We start from the raw sequence: 15,348 nt of genomic DNA on the forward strand, positions 1-15,348 counted from the left end.
CCCGCGCGCTTCAGAAGCGGAACACCGCGGCGCCCCCCGTCAGCCCCGCCCCGGCGGCGGTGAAAAGCAGGATGTCGCCGGGGCCATAGCGGCGCGCCGCCCGGCATGCCGAGAGGGTGAAGGGCAGGGTGGCGGCGGAGGAATTGCCGAAGTCCGCGACGGTGGACAAGGTGCGCTCGGCGCCGATGCCCAGCCGCTCGGCCACTGCCGTGATGATGCGCCCATTGGCTTGGTGGGGCAGGAAATGGGTCACGTCCGCCGGCTCCAGCCCCGCCTCGGCCAGCGCCGTGCGGCCGGATGCGGCCATCATGGCCACCGCCTTGGCGAACACCGCGCGCCCTTCGCGCATCACCATCCGCGCCGGGGCCGGCGGCTGGCCGGGCGGCGGCAGGCGGCTGCCGCTGTCGGGAATCTGGATGAGATCGTAGGCCGAGCCGTCGCTGGCGAGGCAGGAGCCGACCACGCCGGAAGCGGTGCCGGGCGCCGGGGCGAGCACCACCGCGCCGGCGGCGTCGGCAAACAGCGCGGCCGTTCCCGCATCGTGCGGATCGACCCGGCGGGACAGGATGTTGGCCGCGGCGATCAGGGCCGCCCGGCCGGTGGTCCGCACGAAGCCGTCGGCCAGCACCAGGGCGTAGAGAAAGCCGGCGCAGGCGCCGGTCAGGTCCACCGCGCCGCTCGCCGGCAGGCCGAGGCGATGGGCCAGAAGGGGGGCGGTGGGCGGCAGCAGGTGGTCCGGGGTGCTGGTGGCCAGGAGGGTGAGGCCGATGGCCTCCCGCGGCAGGCCGGCATCGCAAAGGGCCATTTCGGCGGCGGCTGCCGCCAGGTCGCTCACCGCCTCGTGGGGCGCCGCCACCCGCCGCGCATGGATGCCCGTGCGCCCGCCGATCCATCCCTCCGCCAGCCCCAGCCGCTGCTCGATCTGCGCGCTGGTGACCCGGTGCGCCGGGGCGTGGTGGCCGAAGCCGGCGATGCGTGTTCCCGGCCCCTTCATGCCCGTGCGACCTGATCGGCGGCGGCGGCGATGGCCGCATAGATCAGGTCCAGCTCGTCGCCGGTGGTGCAATAAGGCGGCATCACATAGACCGTGTTGCCGAGGGGACGCAGCAGCAGCCCCCTGTCCCGGAAGAAGGCGGCGAGGGCCGGCCCCATCTGCGCCAGATAGCCCGCATCGCCGGCCGCGAAGTCCAGCGCCGTGAGGGTGCCCATGCGGCGCACGCCGGCAAAGCGCGGATCATCGCGGAACGGCGCCACGTGCGCCTCCTGCAGCGCGGCGAGGCCGGCGATACGCCCGGCCACCGGCTCCTCGTCCCAGATCTCCAGATTGGCGAGGGCGGCGGCGCAGGCGATGGGGTTCGCCGTGAAGGAGGAGGAATGGAAGAAGGTGCGCGCGCGGTCGCAGGAATAATGTGCCGCGAAGATCTCGCGCCGGCACAAGGTGACCGCCAGCGGCAGCGCGCCGCCGGTGAGGCCCTTGGCGTAGCAGGCGATATCCGGCACCACGCCGGCCTGCTCGCAGGCGAACAGGGTTCCGGTGCGGCCGAATCCGGTCATCACCTCGTCGGCGATGAGCAGCACCCCGTGGCGGGCGCAGATCGCCGCCATCTCGGCCAGCACCGCCGGCGCATACATCAGCATTCCGCCGGCGCCGAGGACCAAAGGCTCCACCAGAAGGGCGGCCGGCGCCTGCCGGCAGGCGGCCTCCAGCGCATCGAGGGTGGCCTGTTCGCGCCCCGCCTGCGGGAAGGGCAGGCGCGTGACCTCGAACAGGAACGGCTCGTAGGCCGCATTATAGACGCCGCGCGCCCCCACCGACATGGTGCCGATGGTATCCCCGTGGTAGCCGTGCTCCAGCGCGAGGATGCGGGTGCGCCCCTCGCCGGTGTGGCGCCAGTAGCCCGCCGCCATCTTCAGGGCCACCTCCACCGCGGTGGAGCCGCTGTCGGAAAAGAACACGTGGTCGAGCCCCGGCGGGGTCATGGCCACCAGCCGCCGCGCCACCGCCTCGGCGGCCGGGTGGGTGTGGCCGGCGAAGATCACCTGGTCCAGCTGCCCGGCCTGCCCGGCGATGGCGGCGGCGATGCGCGGATGGCAATGGCCATGGGTGATGACCCACCAGGAGGAGATGGCATCGAGGATGCGCCCGCCGGTGGCGGTTTCCAGCCAGGCCCCGGCGGCGCGCACCACCATGCGCGGTTCCGGCGCCAGCGCGTGCTGGGTGAAGGGATGCCAGACGGGGGAAGGGCTGGTGTTCATGCGCGGCGGTTCCCGGGGTGGAAGTCCTCCCGCCGGAAGCCGGCGGCGAAGGCGGCGCGCAGGGGGGCGGGCGCCAGGGTGGCAAGGTGGGGCAGGCGGCCGAGCCGGCGCACCCCGCCCAGCTCGGCGATGATGTGCTCGCTGTCGTCGTTCGCTGCGCCGATGAAGGCGACCCCGTGCAGGGCGATGCCGCGCCGCGCCAGCGCCTCGATGCAAAGCAAGCTGTGGTTGATGGTGCCGAGGCTGGTGCGGGCGCACAGGATCACCGGCAGGCCCCAGCCGGCGAACACATCGGCGAACAGCAGGCGGCGGGTGAGGGGCACCAGCGGCCCGCCGGCCCCTTCCACCACCAGCGGCCGGGGCGAGGCGGGAAGCGCCAGCGCCGCCGGATTGATGGTGATGGCCTGCGCCTCGGCGGCGCGGTGCGGGGAGGCGGGCAGGGCCAGCCGGTAGGCCTCGGGCAGGATGCGGCCGGGCGGCAGGCCGGAGAGCCGGGCCACCGCCTGGGCATCGGTTTGCCCGTCCAGCCCGGCCTGCACCGGCTTCCAATAGGCCGCATCGATGGCACCGGCGAGGGCGGCCGCGAACACGGTCTTGCCGATGCCGGTGTCGGTGCCGGTGATGATGAAGCCGCCGGCGGCGCCTGCCGGGGTCATGGCGCCAGCCGGTCCGGTTGCGCCAGGATGTCGCCGAGGGCATCCATCAGGGCGTCGAAGGTGGCGTCGGCCACGTTGAGGGTGAGGGCGAGGCGCAGGCGCGCGGTGCCCTCGGGCACGGTGGGCGGGCGGATGGCCCGCACGTCGAAGCCCCGCGCCTGCAGCGCGGCGGCGGCGGCGGTGGCCCGCCGGTCGGCACCGAGCATCACCTTCTGGATCTGCGAGGGGGTCGCCGGCAGGCCGATGGCCGCCAGCCGCTGCCGGGCGCGGCCGATGCGGGCCATGAGGCGCGCGCGCCGCTCCTGCGCCGCGGCGGCGATGGGCAGGGCCGCGCGCACGGTTGCCGCCAGCAGCGGCGAGGGGGCGGTGGCATAGATGAACGGGCGGGCGCGGTTCACCATGTAGTCCTTGAGGCCTTGCGGCAGGCACACCAGCGCGCCCATGGCCCCCAGCGCCTTGCCGCAGGTGTGCAGGGTCACCACGTTGTCGCGCCCTTCCAGATGTGCGGCGAGGCCGCGCCCGGCCAGCCCGTAGACCCCGGTGGCGTGGGCCTCGTCCAACAGCAGCATGGCGTCGTGCCGCCCGGCGACGGCGACGAGATCGTCGAGGGGGGCGAAGTCCCCGTCCATGCTGTAGAGGGTTTCCGCCGCGATCCAGGGGCGCCCGCGCCCGCCCGCGGCGCGCCAGCGGCTTATGGCGTCGTCCATGGCGGTGGCATCGGCGTGGGGCGTGGCCACCGCCTCCACCCGCTCGGCCGATGCGGCGCCGGCGAGCCCGTCATGGATGCTGGCGTGGATCAGCGCGTCATGGACCACGAGGTCGCCGCGGCGCGGCAGGGTGGCCACCAAGGCCGCATTGGCGGCAAATCCCCCGGCGAAGAACAGGGCGGCCTCGGCGCCGAAGAAGGCGGCGGCCTCCGCCTCCAGCGCCTCGTGCTCGGCATGGTTGCCGCGCAGCAGGCGCGAGCCGCCGGCCCCCAGGGGCACGCCGCGGGCGAGGGCCGCCATGGCCGCCTGGCGCAGCTCCTGCGACCCGGCAAGGCCGAGATAATCATTGGAGGCGAAGTCGGCGCCGCGCGCCGGGGCCAGCGTGCGCAGCCGGCCGCGCCGGCCCAGCGCCGCCAGCGCGGCCTCATGCGCCGCCATGGCCCGCCCCGCCTTCCGCCGCCCGCAGGCCCAGCCGCGCGAACAAGGCGGCGTCGCGGTCTTCCGCGGGATTGGCGGTGGTGAGCAGGGTCTCGCCCACGAACATGGAATTGGCGCCGGCGAAGAAGCACAGGGCCTGCAGTTCGTCGCTCATGTGGGAGCGCCCGGCCGAAAGCCGCACCACGCTGCGGGGCATGAGGATGCGGGCCACGGCCACCAGCCGGGCGAAGGCGATGGGCTCCACCGGCGCCGCGCGCTGCGCCACCGGCACGCCGGCCACCTCGTTCCACAGGTTGAGCGGCACGCTTTCGGGCGGCTCGTCCAGGTTGGCGAGCAGCACCAGCATGTCGAGCCGGTCCGCCACCGCCTCGCCCATGCCGACGATGCCGCCGCAGCACAGCTTGAGCCCGGCGGCGCGAGCGTGGCCCAGGGTCTCCAGTCGGTCGTCGATGGTGCGGGTGGTGATGATCTCGCCGTAGAAGGCCTCGGAGGTGTCGATATTGTGGTTGTAGTAATCGAGCCCGGCGGCGCCCAGCCGGCTTGCCTGCTCTTCATCCAGCATGCCCAGGGTGGCGCAGGTTTCGAGGCCCATGGCCTTCACCGCTGCGATCATGTCGCACACCCGGTCGAGGTCCCGCGCCTTGGGGGCGCGCCATGCGGCGGCCATGCAGAAGCGGGTGGCGCCCGAGGCCCGGGCCTGCGCCGCGGCGGCGATCACCTCCTCCTCCGCCATCAGGCGGGTGGCCTTCATGCCGGTGTCGTAATGGGCGCTTTGCGAGCAATAGCCGCAATCCTCCGGGCATCCGCCGGTCTTCACGCTGAGCAGCCGGCTGAGCTGGACGGCGTTGGCGTCGAAATGCCGGCGGTGGACCTGGTGGGCCTGCAGGAGCAGATCGTTGAACGGCAGATCATAAAGCGCCTGCGCCGCCGCGCGGGTCCAGCCGGGCTGCCCGGCCGCGGTGCGGGGGGTAGCGGGGGAAGTGTGCGGCGTGGCGGACATCGGCGCTCCAAATTATAGATAAAATTACATTGTTATCTCCAATAGGTTTCACAAAGCGGGGCGTACGGCAAGTCGCCCTTCGGCACGGGGCCGGCGGCGGCAGGGGCGATGGACTTCGGGTGGGCGGGTCAGCCGATCCGCTTCACGTGCCGCGCCAGCGTGGCCACGGCGGTTTCCGCATCGCCGGCGCGCAGGGCGGCGAGAATCGCCCGGTGCTCCCGGTCCACCCGGGGAACGAAGGTGGGGGCGGCGGTGGCGAGCAGGTATCGGGCGCTGGCGGTGTGCAGGTCGTCGATGGTGGCGAGCAGGCGGGGCATGGCGCAGGGCGCCAGCAGCAGCCGGTGGAACTGCCGGTTCGCCTCCTGCCGGCTGCGGATGTCGGTGCACAGGTCGCCGGCATCGGCCGCCGCATCGGCCTGCTTCAGCAGGGCGGGGGTGAGCTGGGGGATGGCATGGCGCAGGGCCAGCACCTCCAGCGCCGCGCGCATCTCCACCACCTCGCGGATCTCGGCGCGGTCGTAGGTCGCGACCCGGACGCCACGCCGGGGAATGCTGACGGCCAGCCCCTGCGCCTCCAGCCGGCGGAAGGCTTCGCGCACCGGCACATGGCTGGCGCCGAATTCCTCGGCGATCGGGTCCTGGCGCAGTTTTTCCCCCGGCGCGAGGGTGCCGGCGACGATGCGCTCCGCCAGCACGCGCGTGATGCGCGCCGCGACGGTTTCTTCCGGGGGTGAGGTCATGGATTATAGATAAAATGACTGGCCGATTCTGTCGAGGCCGCCGATGCCGGCCCGGCGCTCAGCGGGTGGAGAGCGGCGGCGCCGGGGGCGGGGTGGTGGAGCCCGGGCCCAGGGAGCGCTGCACCATCACGCTGTCCGCCCACCGCCCGTAGCGAAAGGCCACCCCCGGCAGCAGCCCCACCCGCACGAAGCCGAAGCGCTCGTGCAGGGCGAGGGAGGCGGTGTTGTCGGCGTCGATATAGCCGATCATCTGCCGGAACCCCACCGCGGCGCAGGCGTCGATCAGCCCGCGCATGAGCCGGCTGCCCACCCCTTCGCCCACATGCTCGTGGTGCACATAGATGGAATGCTTGACGGTGTAGCGATAGGCCGGCCGCTTGCGGAACAGCACCACATAGGCATAGCCCACCACCGTCTCGCCCGAGGTGGCGACGATATGGGGGAGGCGGCGGCTCTTCAGGTTCTTGCGCCGCTCGCGCAGGTCGTCCGGCTCCGGCGCGCCGTCGTCGTCCACCCCCTCCTCGACGCCGCGGCGGATGTGCCGGCGGTAGATCGCCAGCATGGCGTCCACGTCGCCATCCCGCGACGGACGAATGAGGATCGCGCTGTCCTGCCCGCCGGTGCGGGCCTTCTCCAGCTCCATGACCGAACCCTGAGCTTCCCGCCTATTCCGCCACCACATAGGTGTGGAGCCGCACCCGCCCCGACGCGTCGGTCTCGCGATAGACGCCCTGGATCTCCACGTCAAAGCCGGGGAAGGCATTGAAGCAGGATTCGAACATCTTCAGGTAGTCGATCATGGGCTTGGCCCGTTCGGTCAGGCGCTCCCCGGGCACGATGGTGGCGATGCCGGGGGGATAGACTACGAACGGCGTGGTGGCGATGCGGCCGGAAATGGCGTCGATGGGCAGGTAGTCCACATCGTTGCGCACCAGGCAGCGCGCCGCATCGTGGGGGGAAAGGGCGATCTCGGGCAGATGCGCGGCGGAAAACTGCATGGCCTGCAGGGCGCTCACATTGGCGTCGCGGAAGAAACGGTGCATCTGCCCGCACAGGTCGCGCAGCCGCACCCCGCCATAGCGCCCCGCCCGGCGGCGATAGAATTCCGGGATGGCCTCCTCCAGCAGCGCATTGTCGTCGTGCAGCCGCTTGAAGGCGACGAGGCCGGAGATGAGGGTTCCCGCCTTGGAGGCCTCCACCCCCGGGGTGAGCAGGAACAGCAGGGAATTGAGGTCGTTCTTCTCCGCCACGATGCGGTTTTCGCGCAGATATTGCGCCACCACCGGGGCGGGAATGCCGTGTTCCCCATAGCCGCCGCCGGCCCGGTCGAAGCCGGGGGTCAGCAGCGTGAGCTTGTTGGGGTCGGTCATGGCGAAGCCCGGCTCCATGCCGGCAAAGCCGTGCCAGGCAGCGCCCGGCGCGAGGTGCCAGAAGGCCGGGTCGGTGGCGAGCAGGTCGGTGGCGACGCTCTCCCACGGCACGTCGTGCACCGCGCCGGGGCGGGCGGCATCGGGAATGGCCACCCGGTCGGGCACGAACGGTTCGAAGAACCAGCGCCGTTCGGGCCGCAGCTCCTTCTCCTCGAACTCGCGGCGCACGGCGCGGATCTTCTTGCGCAGCTCGATGCCGAGGCGGATCGTGTCGTCCCACAGCACTTCGCCCGAGCGGCCCTTCATCATCTGCGCGCCCACGTCGAGGGAGGCGAACAGCGGGTAGAAGGGCGAGGTGGAGGCGTGCTGCATGAAGCTCTCGTTGAAGCGCCGGTGCTCCACCCGCCGCTTCTGGCCGGTGATGTGCCGGTCCTTCATGTGGATCTGCGAGGCCTGGGAGAAGCTCGCCAGCTGCTTGTGGGTGGACTGGGTGGCGATGATGCCGGGGGCCTCCGGGCCGAGGTCCTTCAGCCCCATGGCGAAGCGCCCGGCATAGAGCGGATGGAACTTCATGAAGCCCGCCCATGCCTCGTCGAACAGGATGTAGTCGGCGAGGTGGCCGATCTTCTGCAGGATCATCTGCGCATTGTGGATGGTGCCGTCATAGGTGCACTGCTCCACCACGGCGACGCGGAACGGACGCGGCTTCTTCCACACCTCGGGGTCCTTCACCAGCGGATGGGTGCGGATGCGCTCGCGCAGCGCCGCCTCGTCCAGCGCGGCAAAATCCATGGGGCCGATGAGGCCGTAGGCGTTGCGCGCGGTGGGCACATAGACCGGGATGCCGCCGGAGATCATCAGCGCGCCGTGGTGGGCGGCCTTGTGGTTGTTGCGGTCGAACAGCACCAGGTCGCCGTCGGTGACGAGGGCGGAAAGCGCCACCTTGTTGGATGTGGAGGTGCCGTTGAGCACGAAATAGGTCTTCTCGGCGCCGAAGATCTTCGCCGCCTCCTTCTGCGCCGCCAGCGCCGGCCCCTCATGGGTGAGCAGGTCGCCGAGGTCGAGCACCGAATTGTCGAGATCGTCGCGGAACACCGCCTCGCCCAGATGCTCCATGAACACCCGGCCGATGGGGCTGCGGGAATAGAACACGCCGCCATTGTGCCCGGGGCAGGTCCACAGCTGGTTGCCTTCCTCGGCATAGTCCACCAGCGCGCCGAAGAAGGGGGTCTTCAGCGTCTCGGCATATTGCTTCAGCCGGCTGATGAGGTTCTTGGCGATGAAGGCCGGCGTTTCTTCCGAGAGGAAGACGTAGCCGTCGATGAAGTCGAGCACCTCCACCGGCACGTCCTCGAAGCGCTTGCGGCGGATCAAGAGGAGGATGGGAAAGTCGAGCCCGCGCCGGCGCATGAGGTTGATGAGGGACGCGGTCTTGCCCTCAAGCCCCTTCTTGCCCCAGTCCACCAGCATGCAGCCGATGGCGGCGTCGGTCTGCACGGCGATTTCAGCGTCTTCCAGGTTGCGGGCCTTCACCACCTCGAAGCCGGAGCGTTCGATTTCCGCGACGATCTGGTTGTAGCGGGCGCCCTCCAGATCCTCGGCATCGAAGACCGGGGTCGCGAACAGGAAGGTGAAGCGTCTGAAATAATCCATGGGGGCACCCGCGCTGATCCGACGCGAGGGTGTCGGCAAGTTTCATGACAGGGCGACGACACGATGCCGGCCACGGTGACGGCCGTGATGGTGGCGGTGCGACCGCCGGCACCCTGCGTCGGCGGCTTTTTTCCGATTTCCCTAAGCCGGGCAGGCGCCAGGGGTAGCGGCAAGAGCAGCGGTGAGGGTGCGGGCGATGCGCTCGCCCCATTGCGCCTGTCCTGCGGCATCGGCGATGAGGTCCTGGCGGATCTCGATGCCCACATGCAGCAGGCCGCGCCGCTCGCCATGGACGGGAATGGTGTAGTCGGTGGAATCATCCACGCTGTAGGGCTCGTTGTCGCCCACGCACAGGCCCGGTTCCTGCCGCAGCGCCGCCAGCACCGCGCCGGCCAGCCGGGCGTCGCGATGGTAGAGCACCCCCGCATGCCAGGGGCGCGCCACGCCGAGATAGACCGGCGTGAAGCTGTGCATGGCCACCAGCACCGCCGGCCGTCCCGCCTGCGCCCGCCGCTCGATCTCGGCGGCGATGCGGTCATGATAGGGATGGAAGATCTCGCGTTCGCGCGCGGAAATCTCCGCTTCGCCGAGCCCGCGATTGCCGGGCACCGGCGTGCGCTCGCTCGCCTCGGGAATGGAGGCGGGGCTGCGCGGCGGCCGGTTGCAGTCGATGATGAGCCGCGAATAGGTCTGCTGGATCAAGGTGGCGTCCAGCCGCTGCGCCAGCGCGCGGCACACCGGCGCGATGCCGATGTCCCAGGCGATGTGGCGCACCTGCTCCGCCGGCGCGAGGCCGAGCTGGCCCGCCGACCGGGGAAAGGCGTTGCCCGCGTGGTCTGCAACAATTAGGAACGCAGAGGCCCCTTCCGCATTGAGTACGGTGACCGGCGGCATCTCGTCGGCGGACAACACGGGGGAGATCGGCTTCACGTCAGGTTTTCTCGCTGCATGCGGCGCCGCAGAGGCGTGCCATGTTCGATTTTGTGCGAGCCATAGCAGACTTCCGCGCGTTCGGCTCGCGCGCACACCATGAGGTCTACAGATGAAGATACGCGCGGGCTATGAGATTTCCTACGACTGCCCCCACCCGACGCCGATGATTCTCACGCTCAGCGTCCACCCCTCGCGGGTCGCCGACCTGGAGAGCGTGGACCGCGTGCTGTTCAGTCCCGACCTTGTGGCCAATACCTATCACGACAGCTTCGGCAATTTCTGCCACGTCATCCAGGCGCCGGCCGGCCGGCTCACCATGCATACGGATTTCGTGATCCGCGACAGCGGCAAGCCCGACGAGGTGGCGCCCGGCGCCGTGCAGCATCCGCTGGACGAACTGCCGGTGGACGTGCTGCTCTTCCTGCTGGGCAGCCGCTATTGCGAGACCGACCGGCTGAGCAACATCGCCTGGTCGCTGTTCGGCCATGTGCCCAAGGGCTGGCCGCTGGTGCAGGCGATCTGCGATTATGTCCACGGCCACATCACCTTCAACTATGCCGATGCGAGCCCGCTGCGCACCGCATTCGACGGCTACACCCAGAAGCGCGGCGTGTGCCGGGACTTCGCCCACCTTGCTGTCACCCTGTGTCGCTGCATGAATATTCCGGCGCGCTACTGCACCGGCTATCTCGGGGATTTCGGCGTGCCGGTGGACGTCAACCCGATGGACTTCAGCGCCTGGTTCGAAGTCTTCCTCGGCGGGCGCTGGTATACGTTCGATGCCCGGCACAACAAGCCGCGCATCGGGCGCATCCTCATGGCCCGGGGGCGCGACGCCACCGATGTGGCCATCGTCACCTCGTTCGGCCCGTCCACGCTGGCGAGCTTCAAGGTCACCACCCTGGAGGCGGCCTGAGGCAGCCGGACGGGTTGCAGGCCCGGCGGGCCGGACACTGTGGGGCGGTGGCGGGGTCACGTCGTCGTGGGGCCGGCACAACCGGCCGCGCCCTTATTCCCGTTGAGGCCCCCGTGTGAGCGGAGTATCACCAGGGGCAGGGTGGAGCCGGTGCGATCAGGGCCGTTTGCCGGATACCTCCCTGCCCTCGATCCTTCGGGGGATCGAACCGTCATTCGCCTGCCCCTGAAAGGGAAATGTGACGAAATGGCCAACAAGACTGCATTTTCCGGCAAGCAAGGCTTCTCCTTGCTGCTCGCCGCCGGGCTGATCCTTGCGGGCAGCGCCGCGTTCGCCCAGCAGGGCCCGGCCCAGCCGCAGCATGTGCCCCTCAAGAAGGCCATCGGCGTGCCCCATGTGGACCGGCCGGTTCCCTCGCTGGCGGTCATCAATGCCGCCGGCGCCAAGCTCGAAGGCACGAAGCTGACCCTCTCCGGCGTCTCCGCCAACACCATCGTGTTTGCCGACCGCCCGGTGCGCGCGGCCGGCCACGAGACGCTGAAGCAGTTCCTGATGCAGTGGGACGAGGGCAAGGACAGCTTTGCCGTGGACCCGCCCAACGCTACGGTCTCGGTGCTCGGCGCCAATCCCGGCGAGGTGTCGGACATCGTGGTCACGCTGAAGACGCCCAAGCTCGACGGCTCCACGCTGACCTTCGACGTGGCGGTGCTGGAAGGCAGCCTCGTGGCCGGCGGCCCGGTGGCGCTGTTCATCGACGCCTGGGCGGTGCGCGGCCCCTATGGCGGCGGCGTGGCGCACGTGGGCGGCTATTACCATCCGCCGGTCTATCACGGCGCCTGGTATGCCCATCCCTATTATCCGGCGGCGGGCGCCGCTGCGGTCGGTGTTGCGGCCGGTGCCGCCCTCACGGCCGGCGCGATCGCCGCGACCGCCGCTCCGCCGCCGCCTCCGCCGGTGTATTGCGGCTATTATCCCTATCCGCCCTGCTACTGAGCGGGCGTGCGGCCGGCGCTCCTGGCGCCGGCTCCTTCCCTGCCCTGGGGCGGATGAACGGCGCGATCACCGCGCCGCCGCGGCAGTGGTGGACCACCTGGACCTGCGCGACATGGTGCCCATCGATGATGCCGGCCGGCTCGGCGTCAAGCTGGTGCAGAACGGCACGCTGAAGGTCTATGCGGGCTTTCCCCACGGCATGCTCACCGTGCATGCCAATGTGATCAATCCCGACCTTCTGGCCTTCGTGAAGGCCTGAGCGCCGTTCCGAAACCGCATGCCGGCGCCCGGCGGGGCGCCGGCGGCTATTTTTCGGCGCACTCCGGCTGGCCCTTCTGGTGGTTGCCCACCAGGCCGCCGTCGGCACGCCGGCAGTCCTTCCCATCCTGGTCCGGCTTCTGCCGCCCGCTCTTCTGGTGGTTTCCAACCAGGCCGCCCGGCGTGTGTCCCGGCTTCGGCTTGTGCTGCCCGGTCCGGTGTTCGGTCCTGTGTTCCATGCCGTGTCCTCACCTTTGCTTCCTCTGCGGTGACAACGACAGGGGGAGCCTTTCGTTTCAGCGGGGCTGGAAGGGGATGGGGCGCGAGCGGCGGCGACGGGGCGGAAAAAATCCACGCGGCGGTGGAATAAGACGGACGCGCCGGCGTCTTTCCTCCTGTCATCCCATGCGGGAGTTCATGATGATGTGCCTGACCGCCCGGCCTGCGCCCTACGCCGTGCCAGCGTCCTGCCCCGGCACGGCGCGCGCCGGCTCCATCCAGTAGTCAGAGCCTGATCCGATCAGGTTGAATCAACCTGATCGGTGAATCAGTCTCTAAATTATTGATAGAGCACGCGTTATCCGACCAGCTTGCGGTGCAGGCTGATCGGCGCGTGCTCTAAGCCCGGTGATGCACCCGGGCCGGCCGTACACGACGGCCGGTTCCATTCCCGTCCGCTTGTCCCCCTCAAGCCGCCCGTCGACGCTTCCTTTCCGGCCCCAGGCCGGCCGGGGCGCGCCGGGGCGGCCCATGCGTGGAGAACCCCCTGTGCTCAAACGTCTTCTTCTTTCCCTCGCCCTCGTCACCGGGGCCGGCGCCGCGGCGCCGGCGGCCGACCTCAATGTCTACGGCCCCGGCGGTCCCCTGCCGGCCATGAAGGAAGCCGCCGCGACGTTCGGCCAGCTGCGGGGCATCGAGATTGCCGTGAGCGCGGGCCCGACCTCCGCCTGGATCGACAAGGCCCGCCAGGATGCGGACCTCGTCTTCAGCGGCTCGGAGGCCATGATGACGGACTTTGTGGCCGCCATGGACAAGCAGGTCCGCAGCGAGGATGCCGAGCCGCTGTATCTGCGGGCCGCGTCGATCCTGGTGCGCCCGGGCAATCCGAAGAAGATCACGGGGCTCGCCGATCTCATGCAGCCGGGCATGAAGGTTCTCGTGGTCCACGGCGCCGGCCAGGCCGGCCTGTGGGAGGACGTGGCCGGGCGCACCGGCGATATCACCGAGGTGCGCCGCCTGCGGGCCAATATCGGCGCCTTCGCGCCCAACAGCGCCGCCGCCCGCCAGACCTGGACCGACGATGCCAGCTTCGATGCCTGGATCATCTGGAACATCTGGCAGGTGTCCAACCCCAAGCTCGCCGACGTGGTGGAGATTGATGCGGCGCACCGGGTCTATCGCGACGCCGGCATCGCGCCCACGGCGCGCGGCAAGCAGAAGCCCGCCGCGGCCGAGTTCGTCGCCTTCCTGAAGAGCCCGCAGGGCGCCGCCATCTTCCAGAAATGGGGCTGGACCAACCCGGAGCGGTAGGGCGCGCCGCCCGGCCAGCCGCCGGGCTGCCCCGTTCCCGGCTTCGCGTTCGGCAAGCCCACCCCCGGCGGTGCGCCGCCGGGGTTCGTCCGTCAGGCCGCCGGCTGGATCAGGGCGCGCGCCAGCATGCCGCCGGAGATGTTGCGCACCTTGAACCCGTTCTGCATCAGCACGCGCGTGGCATAATAAGCGCGCTGGGCGGAGCGGCAGATGACGTGGATCTCCCGGTCCCGCGGCAGCTCGTCGAGCCGCTGGCGCAGGTCGCCGAGGGGGATGTCCAGCGCCCCGGGCACGCTTTCCACGGTCAGCTCCACGGGCTGGCGCACATCCAGCAGGAAGGCGTCGTCGGTCTCGTCCCAATGGGCCAGGGGCATGTCGCCCCGCAGCACGTCGGCCGCCACCATGCCGGCGAAATTGACCGCATCCTTGGCGCTGCCGAACTGCGGCGCGTAGCACAGCTCCGCCTCTTCCAGATCATAGACGCTCGCGCCCAGCTGCAGCGCCACCGAGAGGGCGCTGATGCGCTTGTCCACGGCGGGGCCGTCCTCGCCCAGCGCCTGGGCGCCGAGGAGCTTGCCGTCGGACTTGCGGAACAGCACCTTCATGCCCAGCACCTTGGCGCCCGGATAATAGCCGGCGTGGGAGTTGGGGAAGAGATAGATCTTCTCATAGTCCGTATCCCCGAGCCGCTTCAGGGTCTTCTCGCTGACGCCGGTCCAGGCCGCCGCGGCGCCGAACAGGCCGATGATGGAGGTGCCCTGCGTGCCGCGGAACCGCGAGGGGCGCCCAGCGATGACGTCGGCGGCAATGCGTCCCTGCCGGTTCGCCGGCCCCGCGAGGGCGACGAGGCTCGCCTCGCCGGTCACGAAGTCCGCCACCTCGATGGCGTCGCCCACCGCGAGAATGTCGGGGTCGCTGGTGCGCATCTGCGCGTCCACGCGGATGCCGCCGCGTGGGCCGATGGCAAGGCCCGCCGACCGCGCAAGGGTGGTGTCCGGGCGCACGCCCAGCGCCAGAATGGCCACGTCGGCCGGATAGGTCCGGCCGGAGCGGGCCGCCACCTCCAGCCGCCCGCCCTCCAGCTGGCGGAAGCCCGCCACCCCGTCGCCCAGCACCACCTGCACGCCGTGCAGCTTGAGATGCTCCTCCACCATGCGCGCCATCTCCCGGTCGAGGGGGGCGAGCACCTGGTCGTTCATCTCCATCAGCGTCACCTCGAAGCCGATGTGGGCGAGGTTCTCCGCCATTTCGAGGCCGATGAACCCGCCGCCGACCACGACGGCGTGGCGCTCCGGCTTGAGGAACTGGATGCCGGAATAATTGTACATGCCGGCGAGGAAGTCGGTGCCGCGGGCCAGCCATTCACGGATGGTGCGGGCGTCTGGCACGGTGCGCACCTCGAAGATGCCCGCAAGGTCGATGCCCGGCAGATCCGGCCGCACCGACGGCGCGCCGGGGGACAATACGAGCTTGTCGTAGCTCTCGTGGACGATGGCGCCGGTCTTCACATCGCGCAGCGTCACCGTCTTGTCCCGGGGCGAGATGGCGATGGCCTCGCACTCGGTCCGCACGTCGATGGCGAAGTTGGTTCGGAACACTTGCTCGCTCGCCACCAGGAGGGAGGCTTCGCGCTCGATGACGCCGGAGATATGGTAGGGCAGCCCGCAATTCGCATAGGAAACATAGGGGCCGCGCTCGACCATGACGATCTCGGCCCGCTCGTCCAGGCGACGCAGGCGCGCGGCGCAGGAGGCTCCGCCCGCCACGCCTCCGATGATGACGACCTTCATGCTTCCGCTTCCTTGCTCGATGGCGCCGGCTGGGGATGAATCGCGCGCGGCCGCATGTTACATTCAAGTATCATAATTTCAATTGATGGAATGTAGATGCGCCGCCGC

14 protein-coding genes and 1 pseudogene are annotated in these 15,348 nt (G+C 70.3%); 4 read left to right on the top strand and 11 right to left on the bottom strand.

Annotated features, from left to right (window positions below; translation table 11 throughout):
- Positions 1 to 10 precede the first annotated feature (10 nt).
- The 9 genes from ACI7BZ_RS08570 to ACI7BZ_RS08610 form a co-directional block, all read right to left on the bottom strand.
- Positions 11 to 994, bottom strand: a complete 984-nt coding sequence (locus ACI7BZ_RS08570) for a beta-ketoacyl-ACP synthase III (protein ID WP_414116745.1) — start codon at positions 992 to 994, stop codon at positions 11 to 13.
- On the bottom strand, positions 991 to 2,256 hold the full coding sequence (locus ACI7BZ_RS08575) for an adenosylmethionine--8-amino-7-oxononanoate transaminase (RefSeq protein WP_414116746.1): 1,266 nt from the start codon (positions 2,254 to 2,256) through the stop codon (positions 991 to 993). The genes ACI7BZ_RS08570 and ACI7BZ_RS08575 overlap by 4 nt, the downstream gene beginning before the upstream one ends.
- Complete coding sequence (gene bioD / locus ACI7BZ_RS08580; protein ID WP_414116748.1) at positions 2,253 to 2,912, bottom strand: dethiobiotin synthase; 660 nt, start codon at positions 2,910 to 2,912, stop codon at positions 2,253 to 2,255. The genes ACI7BZ_RS08575 and bioD overlap by 4 nt, the downstream gene beginning before the upstream one ends.
- On the bottom strand, positions 2,909 to 4,057 hold the full coding sequence (locus tag ACI7BZ_RS08585; RefSeq protein WP_414116749.1) for an aminotransferase class I/II-fold pyridoxal phosphate-dependent enzyme: 1,149 nt from the start codon (positions 4,055 to 4,057) through the stop codon (positions 2,909 to 2,911). Before ACI7BZ_RS08585 ends, bioD begins: the two co-directional genes overlap by 4 nt.
- Positions 4,044 to 5,057 (bottom strand): biotin synthase BioB, encoded by a 1,014-nt coding sequence (bioB, locus tag ACI7BZ_RS08590; RefSeq protein WP_414116750.1) that lies wholly within the window; start codon positions 5,055 to 5,057, stop codon positions 4,044 to 4,046. Before bioB ends, ACI7BZ_RS08585 begins: the two co-directional genes overlap by 14 nt.
- Before the next feature lie 128 nt (positions 5,058 to 5,185).
- The gene (locus tag ACI7BZ_RS08595; protein ID WP_414116751.1) at positions 5,186 to 5,797 is read right to left on the bottom strand and encodes a GntR family transcriptional regulator; all 612 of its coding nucleotides are present in this window, start codon (positions 5,795 to 5,797) and stop codon (positions 5,186 to 5,188) included.
- A gap of 58 nt (positions 5,798 to 5,855) precedes the next feature.
- A complete protein-coding gene (locus ACI7BZ_RS08600; protein WP_414116752.1) occupies positions 5,856 to 6,440 on the bottom strand; it encodes a GNAT family N-acetyltransferase in 585 nt (194 codons plus the stop codon).
- A 22-nt stretch (positions 6,441 to 6,462) separates the two neighbouring features.
- Entirely contained in the window at positions 6,463 to 8,820 is a 2,358-nt protein-coding gene (locus ACI7BZ_RS08605; protein ID WP_414116754.1) for an Orn/Lys/Arg family decarboxylase, read from the bottom strand.
- Positions 8,821 to 8,961: 141 nt separating this feature from the next.
- The gene (locus tag ACI7BZ_RS08610) at positions 8,962 to 9,714 is read right to left on the bottom strand and encodes an N-formylglutamate amidohydrolase (RefSeq protein ID WP_414119117.1); all 753 of its coding nucleotides are present in this window, start codon (positions 9,712 to 9,714) and stop codon (positions 8,962 to 8,964) included.
- Between the two features lie 148 nt (positions 9,715 to 9,862).
- Here ACI7BZ_RS08610 and ACI7BZ_RS08615 point away from each other — a divergent pair, with 148 nt between their 5' ends.
- The 3 genes and pseudogenes from ACI7BZ_RS08615 to ACI7BZ_RS08625 all read left to right on the top strand — a co-directional run.
- Positions 9,863 to 10,669 (top strand): transglutaminase-like domain-containing protein, encoded by an 807-nt coding sequence (locus ACI7BZ_RS08615; protein ID WP_414116755.1) that lies wholly within the window; start codon positions 9,863 to 9,865, stop codon positions 10,667 to 10,669.
- Between the two features lie 246 nt (positions 10,670 to 10,915).
- Positions 10,916 to 11,662 (top strand): hypothetical protein, encoded by a 747-nt coding sequence (locus ACI7BZ_RS08620; protein ID WP_414116756.1) that lies wholly within the window; start codon positions 10,916 to 10,918, stop codon positions 11,660 to 11,662.
- Between the two features lie 109 nt (positions 11,663 to 11,771).
- Positions 11,772 to 11,921 (top strand): annotated as a pseudogene (locus ACI7BZ_RS08625) (alpha/beta fold hydrolase); the annotation flags it as partial.
- A 46-nt stretch (positions 11,922 to 11,967) separates the two neighbouring features.
- Here the strand turns inward: ACI7BZ_RS08625 and ACI7BZ_RS08630 are convergent.
- Positions 11,968 to 12,159 (bottom strand): hypothetical protein, encoded by a 192-nt coding sequence (locus tag ACI7BZ_RS08630; RefSeq protein ID WP_414116757.1) that lies wholly within the window; start codon positions 12,157 to 12,159, stop codon positions 11,968 to 11,970.
- 529 nt (positions 12,160 to 12,688) lie between these two features.
- On the opposite strand from ACI7BZ_RS08630, the gene ACI7BZ_RS08635 reads away from it, so the two are divergent.
- Positions 12,689 to 13,450: a substrate-binding domain-containing protein gene (locus ACI7BZ_RS08635; RefSeq protein WP_414116758.1), complete on the top strand. Its 762-nt coding sequence runs from the start codon at positions 12,689 to 12,691 to the stop codon at positions 13,448 to 13,450.
- 92 nt (positions 13,451 to 13,542) lie between these two features.
- On the opposite strand, the gene ACI7BZ_RS08640 is transcribed toward ACI7BZ_RS08635, so the two are convergent.
- A complete protein-coding gene (locus ACI7BZ_RS08640; protein WP_414116759.1) occupies positions 13,543 to 15,240 on the bottom strand; it encodes an FAD-dependent oxidoreductase in 1,698 nt (565 codons plus the stop codon).
- Positions 15,241 to 15,348: the final 108 nt, after the last annotated feature.

The sequence above is a fragment of the Xanthobacter sp. AM11 genome (genome assembly GCF_047444035.1).
Classification (GTDB): domain Bacteria; phylum Pseudomonadota; class Alphaproteobacteria; order Rhizobiales; family Xanthobacteraceae; genus Xanthobacter.

Coding starts and splice junctions, on each gene's coding strand:
- ACI7BZ_RS08570 (WP_414116745.1), bottom strand. CDS start 994: ATGAAGGGGCCGGGAACACGCATCGCCGGCTTCGGCCACCACGCCCCG.
- ACI7BZ_RS08575 (WP_414116746.1), bottom strand. CDS start 2,256: ATGAACACCAGCCCTTCCCCCGTCTGGCATCCCTTCACCCAGCACGCG.
- bioD (WP_414116748.1), bottom strand. CDS start 2,912: ATGACCCCGGCAGGCGCCGCCGGCGGCTTCATCATCACCGGCACCGAC.
- ACI7BZ_RS08585 (WP_414116749.1), bottom strand. CDS start 4,057: ATGGCGGCGCATGAGGCCGCGCTGGCGGCGCTGGGCCGGCGCGGCCGG.
- bioB (WP_414116750.1), bottom strand. CDS start 5,057: ATGTCCGCCACGCCGCACACTTCCCCCGCTACCCCCCGCACCGCGGCC.
- ACI7BZ_RS08595 (WP_414116751.1), bottom strand. CDS start 5,797: ATGACCTCACCCCCGGAAGAAACCGTCGCGGCGCGCATCACGCGCGTG.
- ACI7BZ_RS08600 (WP_414116752.1), bottom strand. CDS start 6,440: ATGGAGCTGGAGAAGGCCCGCACCGGCGGGCAGGACAGCGCGATCCTC.
- ACI7BZ_RS08605 (WP_414116754.1), bottom strand. CDS start 8,820: ATGGATTATTTCAGACGCTTCACCTTCCTGTTCGCGACCCCGGTCTTC.
- ACI7BZ_RS08610 (WP_414119117.1), bottom strand. CDS start 9,714: ATGCCGCCGGTCACCGTACTCAATGCGGAAGGGGCCTCTGCGTTCCTA.
- ACI7BZ_RS08615 (WP_414116755.1), top strand. CDS start 9,863: ATGAAGATACGCGCGGGCTATGAGATTTCCTACGACTGCCCCCACCCG.
- ACI7BZ_RS08620 (WP_414116756.1), top strand. CDS start 10,916: ATGGCCAACAAGACTGCATTTTCCGGCAAGCAAGGCTTCTCCTTGCTG.
- ACI7BZ_RS08630 (WP_414116757.1), bottom strand. CDS start 12,159: ATGGAACACAGGACCGAACACCGGACCGGGCAGCACAAGCCGAAGCCG.
- ACI7BZ_RS08640 (WP_414116759.1), bottom strand. CDS start 15,240: ATGAAGGTCGTCATCATCGGAGGCGTGGCGGGCGGAGCCTCCTGCGCC.